Source organism: Polaromonas sp. P1_F1, from assembly GCF_056405795.1.
Genome location: NZ_JBFUBJ010000004.1, coordinates 117568 through 131771, shown reverse-complemented (window position 1 = coordinate 131771; position 14204 = coordinate 117568). Strand labels below are relative to the sequence as shown.

The window sequence follows — 14204 nt, the reverse complement described above, 5'->3', positions numbered from 1 at the left end:
CCTAACGCTTGAGCAAAGACACGCGCGGAGGCGAGACGGCTTGCCGTAGCGCGTCGGCGCTTGAGCAAGGGGTTAGGCCGCATACGGCGACGTGGCCTACGGCTTGCCGGGGCAACCATCATGTAGCGCGATTTCTTGATACTCGACCGCGTGTTCTTGGGGAAGCGGAACTATCTTCTTGACCTCAAGTAGTCGTGCGTCTTCCAGGCTGAATAGGAACAAGACGCCAGGCTCTTCTGGAAGGCCGCGAGGTGATGGCGACGTCTTGAACAGAACCTGGATGTAGTCGGGCAGGAATTGCTTGTCGTGATACCAGGACCCAGCCAGGGCAACTCCTTTCCGCGAACTGGCAGGGACAAGTTCGAGCAAGCAGCCTTTTACGACAGTGCTCTTTCCGACGGAAGTTAGTGTCAGCTTCGTGAGCCTTCCTGCTCTGCCCTTCGAGAACTCGATCTGAACGCGCGTTGCTGCATACCGGGGAGGCAGTTCGGGAATTGCTCCTCCCGAAGACAGCGAAAGTCGTCTGTCTTGATGGGTCGATGCACCAGACGCTGCGATACAAAGGATGAGGGTGATGGTAAAGCGTTTCATGCGGCTTAACGTTTGACATGAGAGGCGGCCGACAGCAGGCGAAGCCCAATGTTGAACGCCCTCCCGCTGAAAGGGTTAGGCGTCACGCGGCGCTCCACTACCTCGCCACTGGAGCCTGGAAGACTGACCACTTTCCGTCCTTGAAAAGATACAGCGCAGAAGAGACACGAAGACGTTCGCTGCTGGAGTGCAAATACTCAACTCCCTTTCGCATTCCCTCGACGGCCTTTTGGTCCGACAAGGGTGAGTAGAGTAACCCACCACGCTTCGCAACGAGGGCAACAACACCTTCAGGATGTTGTTTGAGCAGACCCAGCCAAAACTCCCGGTCGAGGAAATAGCTGCTGTCGAGATCGGGCGACGTTCCCTTGACCTGCATGAGATCGTTCCAGGGAGTCGCCTTGGGCTCTCCATACACACGCTTGATGTTGCTGACCGCAAGCTCGAGCGCGGCCTCCGGCGTGAGCCTCAAGCGCTCCAGGTCTTTCGGAGAGGCGTTCGGCATTGACGTGGGTGTATCGAAGACAAAACGAACGTGCATGTCTCCGATGTACGAGTACCATCCCGTTTCGATTTCGATTTCCTTGCCGTCCGCAAGCTTGACCTTGGTTTTACCCATTGGCACCAGCGATTCGTCCTGCCTGTTCGAACCAACAGACTCCCGTAACACCACCATGAGGTTCGAGGAGCTGTTGTCGAACGACTGAGCCGGTTGTGCGAAAGCGACGGAAGATGCGGCAAAGGAGATGAGAAGTGACAGGAGTTTTCGAATCATGACTGGGTACGCAAAGTTAGATAGTGACGCCGAATGTAATGTATGCCGCAAACCCTGCGGTATAGCCTGGCGCTTGCAATCTAATCCGGACATCAAATCATTCTTTTGGGTACGTCACTCTGTAGACTGTGACACCTTCCCGCCAGTAGGACGGTCCCTGGTGAACCCTGATGTTCAACGCTGGTGAAGCGCCTATCGTTTCCCCGTCTTTAATCACCGGTCCGCTGCTGACGAGATACTGGGCCATGTTCATGAGCAGGGAGAAAACTTCCAGGCCATTTCGGTTCACGTCCTTGGCTTCGATCTCCCGCAGGTCAAACTTCTCCATTCCTTGTGTGGACAGCGAGAACCCCTTCTCCACATCGGTTGAGATACGAAAGTTAGTCCAGAGCCAAACGGGCGGCCCCGCACGACTGGCCTGCCCGCTCTGTTTCAGGAACGCTTCTCGGGACTGCAGGCTCGCGCCCCAATAGCTTGCGATGGCATTCTGGTCCATCAGCGTGGCCACCACATCGGTCTGCAAGAGATAAGCGTCCAGCTGATCGAGATTCGTGTCCAGAATACTGACGTAGACATGGGCTTTGTGCCGGGCAGTCTCTTCGCAGGCCCTCCTCCAGTACCAGGCGCCTTGGCACAAGTCGTCAATCTGGCCTTTTGGCAGGGGCGCATCGATCAGCCCAATCATCACGGTGCCACCCCGCGATCGAAGAAGAATGACCTTTTGGCCGTCTGTTTCCATGTCATCAATCTTGACCCTTCCCTTGAGCCGCACCTCAAGCTGTGCACGAAAGGCCGCTGCATCGGGAAGCCTTGATTCAGCAAGAAGTACAAACGAGCTAGTCCTGACCTTGCTGGGCTCTGCAGCCGTGGCGAGTGTTGAGGTGATGACAAACGCAAGCAGGGCTAAAAGTGAACGCATGGTGTTGTGTGTGATGCTTTCCGCGTATTAAGCCTGTGGTCCGCGTCAGATAGCAAGAGTGGAATTGCCGTCACGTGCACAGCTTAACGCTTTGGAAGGGCCGTGCTGACCGGTTTTCCGATCAGCACCTCCCGATAGAAGGGTTCAGTGCCCTTTTTAGAGTACTCAAGGCACATCGTGCGGATTGTATTTGCCGGCGACAAGAAAGTAGAGCGCTATGGGCAAGCAGGCAATCCCGATCACCACTCCGATGACACCGAACAAAGAGGTAGCCAGGCTCATGGCGATCAGCCCAAGGCCTCCAGTGAAGATTGCGACGGCCAGGACAACCCTGATCAACAGCGGCATGGGCCGCCAGTGGGATTCTTCGGCTTCATCCTGAGCTTCGGTCGAAGGGCGCAGAAGGACTGAGCTGACGTATCCGGCAACAACGGCAGCGACTGCCATCTTGACGAATGGCCACAAGGAGATGCCGGCTCTCAGATCGGTCTTGACGGTCGCGACGACATAAATCAGCCAGAAGGCCCAGCACGCACCGACGAGTAGAAGTTTTTGCATGGCCGGTGACGCCTAAGGTTTGAGATACCCGGTACAACCCTGCTTGGCGAGGCGGCCAAGGCCAACAATGGCGGCTACACCATTGAATGGAGGGTTCCGGGCGCCACGCCGGCTCATGTGGGCAGGCCGCATGCGGCGATAAACGTTTCCAGAAAGCCAACCATCGGCGTGCCGCGCTCGCGGTAGCGAGACAGCTTGCCCGATGCCCGGGCGGCAAAGTCAGGCGCATCTGCTGCCCTGGCGATGGCGAGGTCGGCATGGTGGTTCATGGGTGTCCAGGTGGTGGGCCGACGCAAGAACCGAAACGGGCAGTCGGCATCCGGTACGCGGTTGGCCCAATGGTCCAGCGCCTGCCAACTGTCGATCCCTGCCAGCAACGGCAGTGCATGCGCCAGCACAGCGGCAAGCTCAGCCGCGGCGTGCTCCGTTGCCGGGCCGTTGTTCATCGCCATGGTGTATTGGTTCTCGCCACCCGGCAGCACGCCAGTGAGGCTCAATGGCAGGTTGCGCGCGTCGGCCAATCGCTTGAGGTCAATCTCCAGATCGAAGCTCGCCATCGACGAGACAGCGGCTTTCATAGGGGCCGGATACCTGGGGCGTAGATTCAATGCGAACTCGAACGACCAACTGGGTACGCGCCCGTAGAACTCAAGCTTGAACAGCTTGGTGGAGCTCGTGAACCAGCTGTGGCCGCGTCCGCCCTTCCAGCCCTGAAGGGGTTCGAACGCCGGCGCCAGCAAATTCCGCAGCGCGCTCGCTGCGAACTGGGGAGAAATGGGCTCGGCGACATGACTCATGAGATTGGGGTGGCTGTTTTGAGTAGCAGAAATACCGTGCCCCCGTTTGAGCTGCGCGGCCCCGACCAAGACACTGCACTTCTGGTCAACTCGCGGCCACCTTACGGCCGAACCAGAAGCCAAGAACGCCCAACGCTACTGCGATCCAGCCAATGGTGTAGCCGCCGCTGTTGCCCTCGACAAGCTTGGCCTTGAACGCAGCTGTATCCCGGTACGCGATTACCTGGCGGTTTGGGGTGCTCAGACTGAACACCGACTTCTCATCCTTCGGATCGAACCTGGCTGTCACGGTTTCGCCGCCCAGCCCGTCCAGCGCGCGCTCAGAATTCGGCTCGCCCACGCGCACAGTCTCGATGCCTGCGGAGGTCTGTATGTCCAGCTCCGCATAGCGGCTCGCCAGTACACCCTTTTTGGTCTTGCGCTCGACAACGCGGGCGCTCAGGGCTTTGCCTGTGGCAGTGCTCAATTCAGCCTCAGAAGGGACCTTGTGGCGCGACGGGCGCTTGCGGTCCTCCGCATACTCGGCACCGAGCCATACCAGGCCCCCAATGAACAGCACAAGTGAAATCTTTGTCAGGCTCAAAGCAATCCCCCCAATATCAGAAGTACATCAGTGACGAACGCACGGGGTCCTTATCCAGTGCTCGCCGCTTGTCTCGCATGAATGCGAGGATCCCCATCCCAGGCGGGCCTCCGGTCGTGAGACCTGCGGCTTCATCAGTTCACCTGGGAAGGCAAATCACGGCGATTATCACCATGAGAATCGACCTCGCCAAGAACGCTTTGGAATCTATGGCGTGGATGCGACAGACAAGCACAGGCGTGCGCACGAGTCCGGTCGTCAGATAAGCCCCCTTCCCGCTCGAAATGCTATTGATTTAATAGCTGCTTGCGCTTGTCCACATTGGGCTACAGCCAGTTTTTATGCTTAAAAAGAGGTCAAAACCGCCCTTTGGAGGCCACTACAGGGTCTTTTGCGAGGTATGGCAGCGCCAAAATCAATTGTTTTTGGGCATTTTCATATGCGAAACAGGCCCCCAGACCAATGCGGATGAGCGCAAGCAGCTACTGATTTGATAGCAAAGCAAAGACGACGAACAAGGCGCAGTCTTTGTTCCAGCTCATACAGAGGCCGGCTTCGACGCGCGCATGCTGCAGCGTCGGCGCGGACAACACTGCCCTACCTGCGGCGTGGGGAACTCCAGGAAGCAACGAAAGGTCAGAGACCACGCTCGCCGCTCACTTGCAGCCGTACTCTCGCGACAGCGCCAGGGCAACCCGGCCAATGAGCTCGATTGGAAGTTCCTCCTTCAACGGGAAGGACAAGTTGCCCTTTTCGCCACGGTATGGCGCGAGCTCCTGCATGAGGCTTGCATCTTGCGTGACGGGCGGATAGACGCCAATGTGCTTCTTGAATGCAGCGAAGTAAAAGAACACCCGCCCGCGCTTGAACGCGGGCATGTTGTAGCTTATGCAACGCGAGGCGTCAGGCACCAGCGCTTCAGCCTTTTTCTGAATAGATTGAAGCAGAAGGCGCGAGTCAGCGGGCACGCTCGCGAAGTACTCTTCATGTGATGCGAAAGCCATGGCGTAATTTGTGTTGCCTAACGCTTGAGATGTGAGGCGTGACCCGGCTTGCCGGGACGCGTTCTCTCAATTAAAAGGCTGGGCACCACGGCAAGTCAAGTGCGTTAGCTGCCAGCGCGCTCAGGCCTTGCGTCAGTGACAAGCCGCAAGAATGACATGAGGGCTTCTTCCGCCAGTGTTCCGTGTTGCTTTCCGTTGTACTCAACATCCAGCAGGCTCGCAGGCCGATACTTGCCAGAGAGGTAGGCGTGAATACGTTGAACGCGTTGGGTGTTTTCGGGCGTCCCGGGCTTCAGGTTATCGGGGGCTATGTGCATCGCGACGAGCGACAGGAATTCTTCGTCAGTGAGTTCAGCAAAGCTCTTGCCAAAATATGCCTGTGCGGCGGCCGCATAACCATGAACAGGCTGGCCATTCTTGCTGCCCAGGTAGCAGATATTCAGGAACAGCTGCATTTGATCGTTTTTGGAAACCAGCGAATCCAAAGCGTATTGCGCGATCAGCGTCTGGCGAACTTTGGCGATACCTTGCTTGAACCCGTCCGGGAAGTAAATGAGCTTGACCAAACCTTGCGTGATGGTCGTCATTCCTGCGCCTGGGGTTTCAAGATCGACGCCGTGATGCCGGGTGAACGCCGGGTCTTCGATTGCCAACAACATCGCTTGCCTGTCTTTCGACAAGTCTGTGGGTTTCAGCTGCGCCCCAAAGCGCTTCCAGGTTTCGGAAACCAGAGATGGTGTTGCAACTCTGGCAGCCCTCACTTCGTTGGCGTAGTAGCTGGCTGCGAGAACCAGGGCAAGTGCACCTGCACCTGAGAGCCCCAGGATCGTGCGAATGACTGCTTGACCGATCTTCATGTTGTGGCTGATCTCGGAGGGTGATGTGCGAGGGAATTCGTGACGCCTAACGCGACGTTGACTGGCGACCCGGCAAAGCTGCGACCGAAGGGAGCGAACGCCGCTGGGCGTCCGTTTCGAACGACAGATTATGTCGCAACGGCCTCAAAGAATGCTCTCCGGCCGATCCGCGTATCGGCTCATGAATAGACGAAATGTTGGGGTCATCTGTTCCCCACCCTCGTCTGAGGCTGTGACGCGGTACACCGGGGCGAGTTGATTCCGGTCGCTCGTAAGTCGGACGGCGTAGAGCCAACTGTTCATAAGATGATCAACGAACACGAAGCAGTCGGGATACGAGAAGCGATCCGGATAGATGACACCGCCTGAATCATCCAGTTCGTCTTTCACGGGCCTGATCTCCGCCAACGGCCAAAAGCGGAAATACACATCATCCATCTCATGGCCAGTTCCGTTTTCAGCAACGAAATAGGCTCGAACATCCTCAGGCAAAGCTACTTCGTACCGGCGCTCAAATTCCGCAATCGCTTCCTCAGTTGCGCCAGCGCTTACGCCCACTCCAGCGTCGCGCCATTGCTTGTGCACGCGCTGCCAGAGATTGCCGACGTCAGGAGGCGGTGGCGTTTGCGACATAACGTAAAGATGACCGGACCATCAACAATTGCGGCGAAGCCGCATCCTGTCGTTGTGGGTGTGCGTCGATTGATATGTTAGACGGCATCTCCCGTGTCCTTGCCGCCTTCAGACGGCGCGCTCCGCAATTCGGTTGAGCTTCGGCCATTTCGGCCAATATCGAACGGCAACACTGTCCCTGGCGTGAAAGCTATAGCGGGTCGTCTGCTTCCCCGCTTGAATCTGAGGCGCACCGGAGGTCGAAGTAGCTGTGAACTCATAAAACACAACGTACACGTCACTCCTCTCTACTGAACGTACCACTGCACCTTTCGTGCTGCGGCCCCAGCGCTCGAGCACATACGACGCGACAGCGCGAAGGCACAACGACCCGACCACCGCGAGCCCAATTGCGATACCTCCGAGGAACTGCCATGTGCTATCGAAACCCATGCTGATGCCTTCTAGCGTTTGACATGAAAGGCGCGTCAAAGGACGCACGAAGCGACCTCTGGAGGGTCCGCCCGGCGGAAGAGTCATGTGTCATTTCGGCGACCCCTCCTCTTGAGCAATGACCTTTTCGACGAGAGGAAGCGCCAGCATTCGCGCCCGGTGATCGAGGATTCGGGGAAGGCGGGAGAGGTCCACCCCGTCACCCTCCAGCCAACGGGCAAGGGTTAGAAGATACAGATCTGACACAGAAAAATCCTCTCCCAGAACCCACGGCCCACGCAAATACTCACTCTCAATAAGTGAGAAGGCATCACCCACAGATTGAGGAACCTTCCTTCGCATGGCGTCCCACGCTTCAGGTTCGTCTGCCCATCTGTGACCTCGCATTCGGTGGGCGTGGGCGACATGAACCGTGGAGCACAAATAGCTGTTGAAAGCGTTCATCTCCGCAAACCGAAACGTGTCATCAAGCGGAGCCAGATGCGCGTCCGGGTACGTCTGGGCGATGAACATGAGCATGGCCGGTGTTTCCGTCAAAACCCCGCGTGCAGTCACCAGCGCTGGAACCCGGCCCTTCGGATTGACCTTCAGATAGCCGGCCGCCCGTTGTTCGTTCTTCGAAAAGTCGATCCGTACCAGTTCGTACTCTGCATTTGCATGAGCCAGCGCCAGATGCGTTGCCAGCGCACAAGTATTGGGGGTGTAGTAAAGCGTGAGCATGTGACCTCTCAATTTTGAATTGACGATGCAAGGAAGTGCTTCAAGTGACGCCTAACGTTGAAGTTGACCGGCTTCAGCCAACAACTCGATTGCCCCCGTGTGCCCCTGGCTTGCCGCCGCCGTCAACCACCGGAGAGCCTCGGTTGTGTTCTCCGGGAACTGCAGAAGGTGCTGGCCGAGTTTCCACTGGGATGAATCCAGCCCCGCCTCCGCACATTCACGGAGAAGGCGGACGGCAGCCAAGACGTCCTGACTTGTGCCCATGCCGTGATACGTGAAGCTCGCAACCCAATGCTTTGCCTCCAACAGGCCGCCGGCGGCAGCTTTCTTGTACCAGACCAGTGCTTCGACCGGGTTCCTGGGCGAGCTTTCGTCCGCCAAGTGACCAAGATAAAACTCTGCCTCGTGGTCCCCATCTCCGGCGAGTTCGAGCAGCCGTTCCCGCGCCTCTTCGGGCGCCAGATCGTAATAAATGTCCTCGGCGGCCGTCACGTGATGCCTAACGTAGAGGGTGACCGGACCACAACATTTGCAGCGGAGCCGCCTCTTGCAGTTGCGGATCCGCGTTGGCCGACCAGTTAGACCGCATCGGGATCTCCCAGCGTTTGATACATGACATGAATTAGCTCAAATTGGTTGCAGCCACGCGACGCAATGCCGCCCTCGTCGTCTGGGCGTTCGAGCTCCCACCCCTCTTCTACGTCGGACCAGTACAGCAGCTTATCGCCAAAAGCAGCGACGGCAACGACATACTCACCCGGTGAATCCGCGATCGACAGCTCACGCGGAGCTATGCAGGCCTTCCCTAAAGCTGCCCGATGCTCTGGATGCAACCTGCGAAGGCCGTCTTCCAAAAGGTCAGTGACTTCAGCGATGGTGGCAGAGCGAAACATTGAGGGACGTTCTAACGTAGAGATGATCGGACCATCAACATCTGCGGCGATACCGCCTTCTGCTGTTGTGGGTCCGTGTCGACTGACAAGTTATGCATCATGACCTACCAGCTTTGCCGCCCCGCCCTTCGCACTAATCATGACGTCGATTTGAGAAACGAAGTTGTCCATTGCCGCAGGTTCAAAAAGTACGTATGTCTTGAGTTGTGGCCGACAGTCTAGTGCACCGTCCTGCTGCTCGCTTTTCTGCAATTCAACCTCCACTTTCGCGTGTCCGGATCCATCGATGCAATGAAACCGCAACCGAAGATAAGAATACCCCCCAGGCGCACCGATTAGTTCATCAACTACGTCGTTCGTCGAGCGAGGAAAGCCTCGAAGCCGGCTCCGGAGGTCTCGCAGACTCTCCCAGGTCGTATAGACCTGAGTCACGCCGGAAAACAAGCCATCGTCAGCGGAAACGCGCAACTCGAGCATCCATTCGTCTTCCCAGATATGCTCAATGGCCAGGTGAGGAGATCGCATTTTCATGAGGCATAACATTTGACTAAACCGGACCGCCGCAGGCGGGTGCGCTCGAAGGAAGGGTTAGGCGTCATTTGCGCCACCGAAGCCACCAAACTCGTTTGCCGGGAGCGCCCTCACTCTTGAGCCTCGGATCTTGGGCATTGTGCAGTGAGCTGGCGATGTTTGAAATTGCATCGCATTGGTCTTGTTCACCAGCTTGAGAGAGCAATCTCAGGATTGATGCATCTGTGCCGCCGTATCGAATGCATCGAACCTCAGACAGACCGATTGCCTCTGCCATAGACCGTTCTTCCCCGGAGCTTGCCGGTTGGCGACAGACATAGCAGTGGCGTACTTCATCGTCAAAGCGCAGCATGTCTCCCGCAGCCTCGAATGGCACCAAACAAGAGACGCAGCAACCGTCCTGGACATAGAAGTCACCCGGAACATTGAGAGGATGTCTTTCGTTGCCTTGCACACGGACTCCTGACGCCTAACGTTGAAAGCAACCGGACCGCAACACTTGCGGCGAAGCCGCCTCCTGCAGTTGCGGGTCCGTGTTGGCCCACCAGTTACATTGCATTGCACTACCTTTCACAACCTGGCGACCCGACATACCCACCAATGATGATGCCGCCAGTACCAAGCAGCTTCTCCTCGTCAGGACGGTCGCCTCCGACATGGATCAGTGGGGCGGGAAGGCCGAGCTTCAGTGTTCCGACCTGTCGGAGCGCTCCAGGTAGTCAACTGCGGCCCCGTCCGCGACGTAGCCGAACACCTTAAACCCGTACTCGGCGTGCTCGCCAGGAACACGGATTCGAATCAACGCACTCAGGACAGCCTCCTTCTGGGCATGCGATACAACAGTGATTTCGAGCGACTCAATGAACCGATAGCCTCCTACGCTGAAGTGATAAAACCATTCTCCGTCCCATTCGGAAACACGCCCATTCTCCAAATCGAGCGTTCTCCAGCGCGGAGCAAGCTCACCGAGGCTGTACATGGCGAGGCGAATCTCCTCCCATTTTGTGTCGTTCATCACCGGATGCATGCTCTGTCCTCTAATGTGGGCGTTACCCGGCACGCAGCCAGCGCCGCGAAGCGGCATTGTTTGGTTGTGTGTCCACGCCGAGCAAGCTGTTAAGTTGCATTGTTTCGCCCAATTTTTGCGGCCCGAAACACAACCACGGTGAGCCACGCAATGAACGCTGCGAGCGCGCTGTGGTAAATCACAGATGCCCAATAGCCAATGGGATTGCCAGTACGAGTCACATAGAGCTTGCTGAACTTTTGAAGCTCCTTGATTTCGCCAGTCCAAAGGCCAAAAACGACGACCACGACCATTCCGATTGCCAAAGCAAGAATTGGAATCAGTGCCACTCGTGCAAGCCAGTGTCCGTATCGATTAGACCAAGCGTAATGCCTGGCAAGGTTTTCCGAATTTCTATCGAGTTGCTCCCTGGCCTCGGCGAAGCTCCGGTCCAACTCCTCGCCCATGGCCTCAAGATTTCGTCTTGTGGCTTCATCATGCGATTGCGCTCGCGAAAGGTTCGCAAGATTCTGCTTCTGCGCTGGCGAAATTTGAGGTAACGGACGAGACATCTCTGCAACTTGACGTTTGACTTAACTGCACCGCCGCAGGCAGGTCCGCTTGAAGGAAGGGCCAGGCATCATTTCGCACGCCCTGAAAAGAAGAAGCGGATGACCAGCATTGCCAGTCCCGCAAGCAGCATATAGCGACCAACTCCCTTCTGGGCATCAGAGGAGTCGTCCTGGTTGATGTCTTGAAGCGTGCTGGGTGCTTCAGGCAGGTAGCGGACCGTCATGGTGGATGGGACAGAGTTGCTGCGCAAGGCACGGCCAAGCTCCGCAGCAACGCCGACTTCAGTCCGAATTTCGCGACCGTCTTCCGTCGTGAAGCGAACATGCGCTGTGTACAGGCTGTCAGCATGGCTATTCTTCTTCTCCTTCCACTCCAGCTTGGTTACCTCGGCTTTTGTCGTCTTGCCGTGATCGCGCAATGCCGAAAACTTGGTGGCGTTCCTGTGACCGGCATACATGAGAAAGATGCCAAACACAACAAGACAGATCGCGACAACTCGGCTACCTAAGATTCGAAACATCGGTGGCTCCTTAGGCCTAACGTAAAAATGATCGGACCACCAACAAATGCGGCGGACCCACGTCCTGCTGTTGTGGCTCCGCGCCGGTTGATATCTTATGCGGCGTGGCGTGTCGCGACTTCATATGCTACCCAAACCAGGAATGTAGCCAGGACGACGCCGAAAAACAAGATGCCGGCTTGCCGGGGTATGTCCGGTTCATTGAAGGGTTAGACGCCATTGCTAAACGACTCGACTGCTGTCCGATACGCGGCCAGTGGCTCCGAAGCACCTGCTATGGCGCGGCCGATGACGATGTGAGTGGCGCCTGCCCTGGCCGCCGCAGCAGGAGTGGAGATGCGCACCTGGTCTGTGGCTGCCGGCTGGGAAAGCTGAATGCCGGGGCAGACGATGAGTACCCCGGCAGGCAAGGAACCACGCAAGCAGGCGGCCTCCTGGGCGGAAGCCACGATACCGTGGCAGCCTGACTTGCAAGCCAGCGAAGCGAGGCGGAAAACCTGGTCTTTGACTGATGGTGCGAGCCCGATCTCTGGGAGCTCGGCGTCGGAAAGGCTTGTGATGACCGTAAGGCCAAGAACTTTTAGATTGGGGTATGACTCGGCAGCACTGGCAGCCGCTCGTAGAACGGTCGAACCCGCCGACGCATGGACCGTGACCATTGAAACTCCAAGCTTGCCAGCGGCCTTGACTGCATTGGCTACGGAGTTCGGTATCTCATGAAGTTTGAGATCAAGGAAGACCTGTTTGCCTGCTGACACCAGCTCTCGAACTACCTGCGGTCCAGCCTCTGTGAGCAGTTGAAGGCCAACTTTGTAGTGATCGGCTTCGGGGCCGAGCCGACTGACCAACGCCAACGCCTCAGCCGAGGATTCGAGGTCAAGCGCGATGATGACTGGCGATGGCATATGTGAAATGGAGTCTAACGGTGGAGGCCAAACGCCGCCGCAGATCGTCGCCATCGGGTCGATTTGTTAGCTGTCTTGCCCTTCATCGGGATTGCACTTTGAAGTTTTCGTCAATGTGGACGGTCGAATCAGACGAGCCACGGTTCGAACAGTCAAATCCTTGCAATCTGAGTATCGGAAAGCCGTTGAGGCGAACGTTGACGTCCTTGTGCCTCTTGCCCGTGTGGCGTGAATGAATGGCAGTTTTCGTCAAGTAATTGTTGCTGGCCCTGTAGTAAGACCCATCGTTATAGTTCTCGTCAAGAGTCTCTTCTCGGCCCACAAAGTGGGCAAGTACGATGAGTCCCAGACCGAGCAAGATGAAGAATGGAGGTCCAAGGAACAATAACAACACGGCGCCAACCAGGACAAGAAGGGAGAAGCCTGGCGCGTTTTCTGCGCGTGTGGCCTGAACGGCACCCTGCGTGCCGCCTAAAACCGCAACCCACATTGCCCAGGCCGCCACAAATGAAAGCAGCCCTGCCAGGAGCAGAACCCTACGCCATGCCTTGGATGTACTCGGCGCGCCAAACGCTACGGCGGCAGCGAGCATCCAGGCGCCAACAGGCGCCGCAGCACCTGGCAGGAGTGATCCGAAGGACACCCAACCAAGCGGAGCAACGAGGGCTCCGCCTAGGAGTGCAGGGCCCAAGCGACCGGCAATGGTGAAACTAGGCATGTTTTTTTTGGGATGTCATCTGTGCTGGGGGCTAGGGAGTTTGCTGCGGCCTAACGTAGAAGTGATCGGCAGACCATATGCGCGACAGCGTGCCTCGAGGACGTCCGTGTCGACTGCCATGTTATGCATTGCCCGTCCCTTTGGTTAGCTGCTTGCTCCGAATATGAAAGGCCCCGCCAAGTGCCATGAGCAGAAGACTTCCTTCCGCAAACACGGGGCCGATCGCCACGAGGATTCCGAGCCACCGGGCCGCCCCGATCACCAAAAGCGTGATCCCCAGAATCCGTAGCCTCTCGCCACGTTCGATGCCTCGGTCAGCCAAAGCGAGCCAAAGGGATACAAGGGCAAATGGCACGGACAGCATCACCCCCGCGACTATAAATGCTGCGGCGTACTGAGCTGGGTGTCCAGCGGACGGGGAACCTGCCAACACCGTAATCGCCGTGGCAGCTAACACCGCCATGAAGCCGAACGCAACACTCAAGATTGTTTGCATTTGCCTACCCTTTGACGTAAGGAGCGGCCCGCTTGCGGGACGTCCCCTTGACGGAGAGGTTAGGCAGCGCTGCGCCGCTCACGGAGTTGCCTTGGTCCGTTTGGGATTCGACGGGGGCGAAGGCCAGGAGTTTGTTTCCGTCATATGGAGGTTGTCCTCGACAGTCTGGAGCATGGAGTCGGCTTGTTCTTCGACGGTTGTGTGCTCAAGATACTGCCAGGGAGTCAGACTGTGCCACGTACGCCTGTACTGCTCTGCCCGATAGCACACTGCAGCCACCTTGGCGTTCAGGTTTGATGCAATGCCTTCGACGGTGCCCGTGGCGAGAATGTCGCGAACGGCCTGTGGCTTCGATTCGGCTTTGCGCTTGGCAAATTCCAGCGCCTCAGAGAGTAACGCCTCGTACTTGACTGCCATTTCAGACAACTTCGCCTTGTTGTCTCGCTTGGTGATGCGACGAAACTCAGCCATTGCACTGCCTAACGTAATGTATTTCGTAAAACCTGCGACATAACCTGACGCTTGCAATCTAATCTGGACATCAGAACCTTTGGTAAGCCGCTTGCACGCTGGATTTCAAGGCAATGCTCTGAAATTCATACTGTTATAAAAATTCCGCGAAACCCCGCAATCCCCCACTGCAGTCTGCCCGCTTGCTGGATCAGGTCCGGGAGCGGGTTCGGTATTTGCACT

20 protein-coding genes are annotated in these 14204 nt (G+C 57.1%); all 20 read right to left on the bottom strand.

Annotation, left to right across the window (positions count from 1 at the left end):
* Positions 1-96: 96 nt before the first annotated feature.
* Complete coding sequence (locus tag AC1DZE_RS12805; RefSeq protein ID WP_477671181.1) at positions 97-591, bottom strand: hypothetical protein; 495 nt, start codon at positions 589-591, stop codon at positions 97-99.
* A 97-nt stretch (positions 592-688) separates the two neighbouring features.
* Positions 689-1366 (bottom strand): DUF1444 domain-containing protein, encoded by a 678-nt coding sequence (locus AC1DZE_RS12800; RefSeq protein WP_477671182.1) that lies wholly within the window; start codon positions 1364-1366, stop codon positions 689-691.
* A 97-nt stretch (positions 1367-1463) separates the two neighbouring features.
* A complete protein-coding gene (locus tag AC1DZE_RS12795) occupies positions 1464-2285 on the bottom strand; it encodes a DUF4261 domain-containing protein (RefSeq protein ID WP_477671183.1) in 822 nt (273 codons plus the stop codon).
* A 165-nt stretch (positions 2286-2450) separates the two neighbouring features.
* Positions 2451-2843: a hypothetical protein gene (locus AC1DZE_RS12790; RefSeq protein ID WP_477671184.1), complete on the bottom strand. Its 393-nt coding sequence runs from the start codon at positions 2841-2843 to the stop codon at positions 2451-2453.
* A 113-nt stretch (positions 2844-2956) separates the two neighbouring features.
* Positions 2957-3640 (bottom strand): hypothetical protein, encoded by a 684-nt coding sequence (locus AC1DZE_RS12785; RefSeq protein WP_477700142.1) that lies wholly within the window; start codon positions 3638-3640, stop codon positions 2957-2959.
* An 85-nt stretch (positions 3641-3725) separates the two neighbouring features.
* The gene (locus tag AC1DZE_RS12780; protein WP_477674433.1) at positions 3726-4223 is read right to left on the bottom strand and encodes a hypothetical protein; all 498 of its coding nucleotides are present in this window, start codon (positions 4221-4223) and stop codon (positions 3726-3728) included.
* 656 nt (positions 4224-4879) lie between these two features.
* A complete protein-coding gene (locus tag AC1DZE_RS12775) occupies positions 4880-5227 on the bottom strand; it encodes an iron chaperone (protein ID WP_477674432.1) in 348 nt (115 codons plus the stop codon).
* 104 nt (positions 5228-5331) lie between these two features.
* Positions 5332-6084: a transglycosylase domain-containing protein gene (locus AC1DZE_RS12770; protein ID WP_477700141.1), complete on the bottom strand. Its 753-nt coding sequence runs from the start codon at positions 6082-6084 to the stop codon at positions 5332-5334.
* 144 nt (positions 6085-6228) lie between these two features.
* Positions 6229-6717 carry an SMI1/KNR4 family protein gene (locus AC1DZE_RS12765; protein ID WP_477700140.1) on the bottom strand — a complete coding sequence of 163 codons (489 nt, stop codon included), beginning with the start codon at positions 6715-6717 and terminating at the stop codon, positions 6229-6231.
* A 522-nt stretch (positions 6718-7239) separates the two neighbouring features.
* Positions 7240-7869, bottom strand: coding sequence for a glutathione S-transferase family protein (locus AC1DZE_RS12760; protein WP_477700139.1), 630 nt, complete (start codon positions 7867-7869; stop codon positions 7240-7242).
* Between the two features lie 51 nt (positions 7870-7920).
* Positions 7921-8361, bottom strand: a complete 441-nt coding sequence (locus AC1DZE_RS12755) for a tetratricopeptide repeat protein (protein WP_477671191.1) — start codon at positions 8359-8361, stop codon at positions 7921-7923.
* Between the two features lie 86 nt (positions 8362-8447).
* Positions 8448-8762: a hypothetical protein gene (locus AC1DZE_RS12750; protein WP_477700138.1), complete on the bottom strand. Its 315-nt coding sequence runs from the start codon at positions 8760-8762 to the stop codon at positions 8448-8450.
* Between the two features lie 90 nt (positions 8763-8852).
* Positions 8853-9293 carry a hypothetical protein gene (locus AC1DZE_RS12745; RefSeq protein WP_477700137.1) on the bottom strand — a complete coding sequence of 147 codons (441 nt, stop codon included), beginning with the start codon at positions 9291-9293 and terminating at the stop codon, positions 8853-8855.
* A gap of 685 nt (positions 9294-9978) precedes the next feature.
* Entirely contained in the window at positions 9979-10377 is a 399-nt protein-coding gene (locus tag AC1DZE_RS12740) for a DUF6678 family protein (RefSeq protein ID WP_477700136.1), read from the bottom strand.
* 32 nt (positions 10378-10409) lie between these two features.
* Positions 10410-10871 carry a hypothetical protein gene (locus AC1DZE_RS12735; RefSeq protein WP_477700135.1) on the bottom strand — a complete coding sequence of 154 codons (462 nt, stop codon included), beginning with the start codon at positions 10869-10871 and terminating at the stop codon, positions 10410-10412.
* 68 nt (positions 10872-10939) lie between these two features.
* The gene (locus AC1DZE_RS12730) at positions 10940-11392 is read right to left on the bottom strand and encodes a DUF3592 domain-containing protein (protein WP_477674621.1); all 453 of its coding nucleotides are present in this window, start codon (positions 11390-11392) and stop codon (positions 10940-10942) included.
* Positions 11393-11601: 209 nt separating this feature from the next.
* Positions 11602-12297 carry an orotidine-5'-phosphate decarboxylase gene (gene pyrF / locus AC1DZE_RS12725; RefSeq protein ID WP_477700134.1) on the bottom strand — a complete coding sequence of 232 codons (696 nt, stop codon included), beginning with the start codon at positions 12295-12297 and terminating at the stop codon, positions 11602-11604.
* An 82-nt stretch (positions 12298-12379) separates the two neighbouring features.
* Positions 12380-12889 carry a hypothetical protein gene (locus AC1DZE_RS12720; RefSeq protein WP_477674357.1) on the bottom strand — a complete coding sequence of 170 codons (510 nt, stop codon included), beginning with the start codon at positions 12887-12889 and terminating at the stop codon, positions 12380-12382.
* Between the two features lie 247 nt (positions 12890-13136).
* On the bottom strand, positions 13137-13511 hold the full coding sequence (locus AC1DZE_RS12715; protein WP_457279018.1) for a hypothetical protein: 375 nt from the start codon (positions 13509-13511) through the stop codon (positions 13137-13139).
* 78 nt (positions 13512-13589) lie between these two features.
* A complete protein-coding gene (locus AC1DZE_RS12710; protein ID WP_477674358.1) occupies positions 13590-13982 on the bottom strand; it encodes a hypothetical protein in 393 nt (130 codons plus the stop codon).
* Between the last annotated feature and the right edge of the window lie 222 nt (positions 13983-14204).

What these genes read in the sequence shown, in the direction of transcription:
- AC1DZE_RS12805 (WP_477671181.1), bottom strand. Translation starts at nt 591, where the DNA reads ATGAAACGCTTTACCATCACCCTCATCCTTTGTATCGCAGCGTCTGGT.
- AC1DZE_RS12800 (WP_477671182.1), bottom strand. Translation starts at nt 1,366, where the DNA reads ATGATTCGAAAACTCCTGTCACTTCTCATCTCCTTTGCCGCATCTTCC.
- AC1DZE_RS12795 (WP_477671183.1), bottom strand. Translation starts at nt 2,285, where the DNA reads ATGCGTTCACTTTTAGCCCTGCTTGCGTTTGTCATCACCTCAACACTC.
- AC1DZE_RS12790 (WP_477671184.1), bottom strand. Translation starts at nt 2,843, where the DNA reads ATGCAAAAACTTCTACTCGTCGGTGCGTGCTGGGCCTTCTGGCTGATT.
- AC1DZE_RS12785 (WP_477700142.1), bottom strand. Translation starts at nt 3,640, where the DNA reads ATGAGTCATGTCGCCGAGCCCATTTCTCCCCAGTTCGCAGCGAGCGCG.
- AC1DZE_RS12775 (WP_477674432.1), bottom strand. Translation starts at nt 5,227, where the DNA reads ATGGCTTTCGCATCACATGAAGAGTACTTCGCGAGCGTGCCCGCTGAC.
- AC1DZE_RS12770 (WP_477700141.1), bottom strand. Translation starts at nt 6,084, where the DNA reads ATGAAGATCGGTCAAGCAGTCATTCGCACGATCCTGGGGCTCTCAGGT.
- AC1DZE_RS12765 (WP_477700140.1), bottom strand. Translation starts at nt 6,717, where the DNA reads ATGTCGCAAACGCCACCGCCTCCTGACGTCGGCAATCTCTGGCAGCGC.
- AC1DZE_RS12760 (WP_477700139.1), bottom strand. Translation starts at nt 7,869, where the DNA reads ATGCTCACGCTTTACTACACCCCCAATACTTGTGCGCTGGCAACGCAT.
- AC1DZE_RS12750 (WP_477700138.1), bottom strand. Translation starts at nt 8,762, where the DNA reads ATGTTTCGCTCTGCCACCATCGCTGAAGTCACTGACCTTTTGGAAGAC.
- AC1DZE_RS12745 (WP_477700137.1), bottom strand. Translation starts at nt 9,293, where the DNA reads ATGAAAATGCGATCTCCTCACCTGGCCATTGAGCATATCTGGGAAGAC.
- AC1DZE_RS12740 (WP_477700136.1), bottom strand. Translation starts at nt 10,377, where the DNA reads ATGCCGCTTCGCGGCGCTGGCTGCGTGCCGGGTAACGCCCACATTAGA.
- AC1DZE_RS12735 (WP_477700135.1), bottom strand. Translation starts at nt 10,871, where the DNA reads ATGTCTCGTCCGTTACCTCAAATTTCGCCAGCGCAGAAGCAGAATCTT.
- AC1DZE_RS12730 (WP_477674621.1), bottom strand. Translation starts at nt 11,392, where the DNA reads ATGTTTCGAATCTTAGGTAGCCGAGTTGTCGCGATCTGTCTTGTTGTG.
- pyrF (WP_477700134.1), bottom strand. Translation starts at nt 12,297, where the DNA reads ATGCCATCGCCAGTCATCATCGCGCTTGACCTCGAATCCTCGGCTGAG.
- AC1DZE_RS12720 (WP_477674357.1), bottom strand. Translation starts at nt 12,889, where the DNA reads ATGCTCGCTGCCGCCGTAGCGTTTGGCGCGCCGAGTACATCCAAGGCA.
- AC1DZE_RS12715 (WP_457279018.1), bottom strand. Translation starts at nt 13,511, where the DNA reads ATGCAAACAATCTTGAGTGTTGCGTTCGGCTTCATGGCGGTGTTAGCT.
- AC1DZE_RS12710 (WP_477674358.1), bottom strand. Translation starts at nt 13,982, where the DNA reads ATGGCTGAGTTTCGTCGCATCACCAAGCGAGACAACAAGGCGAAGTTG.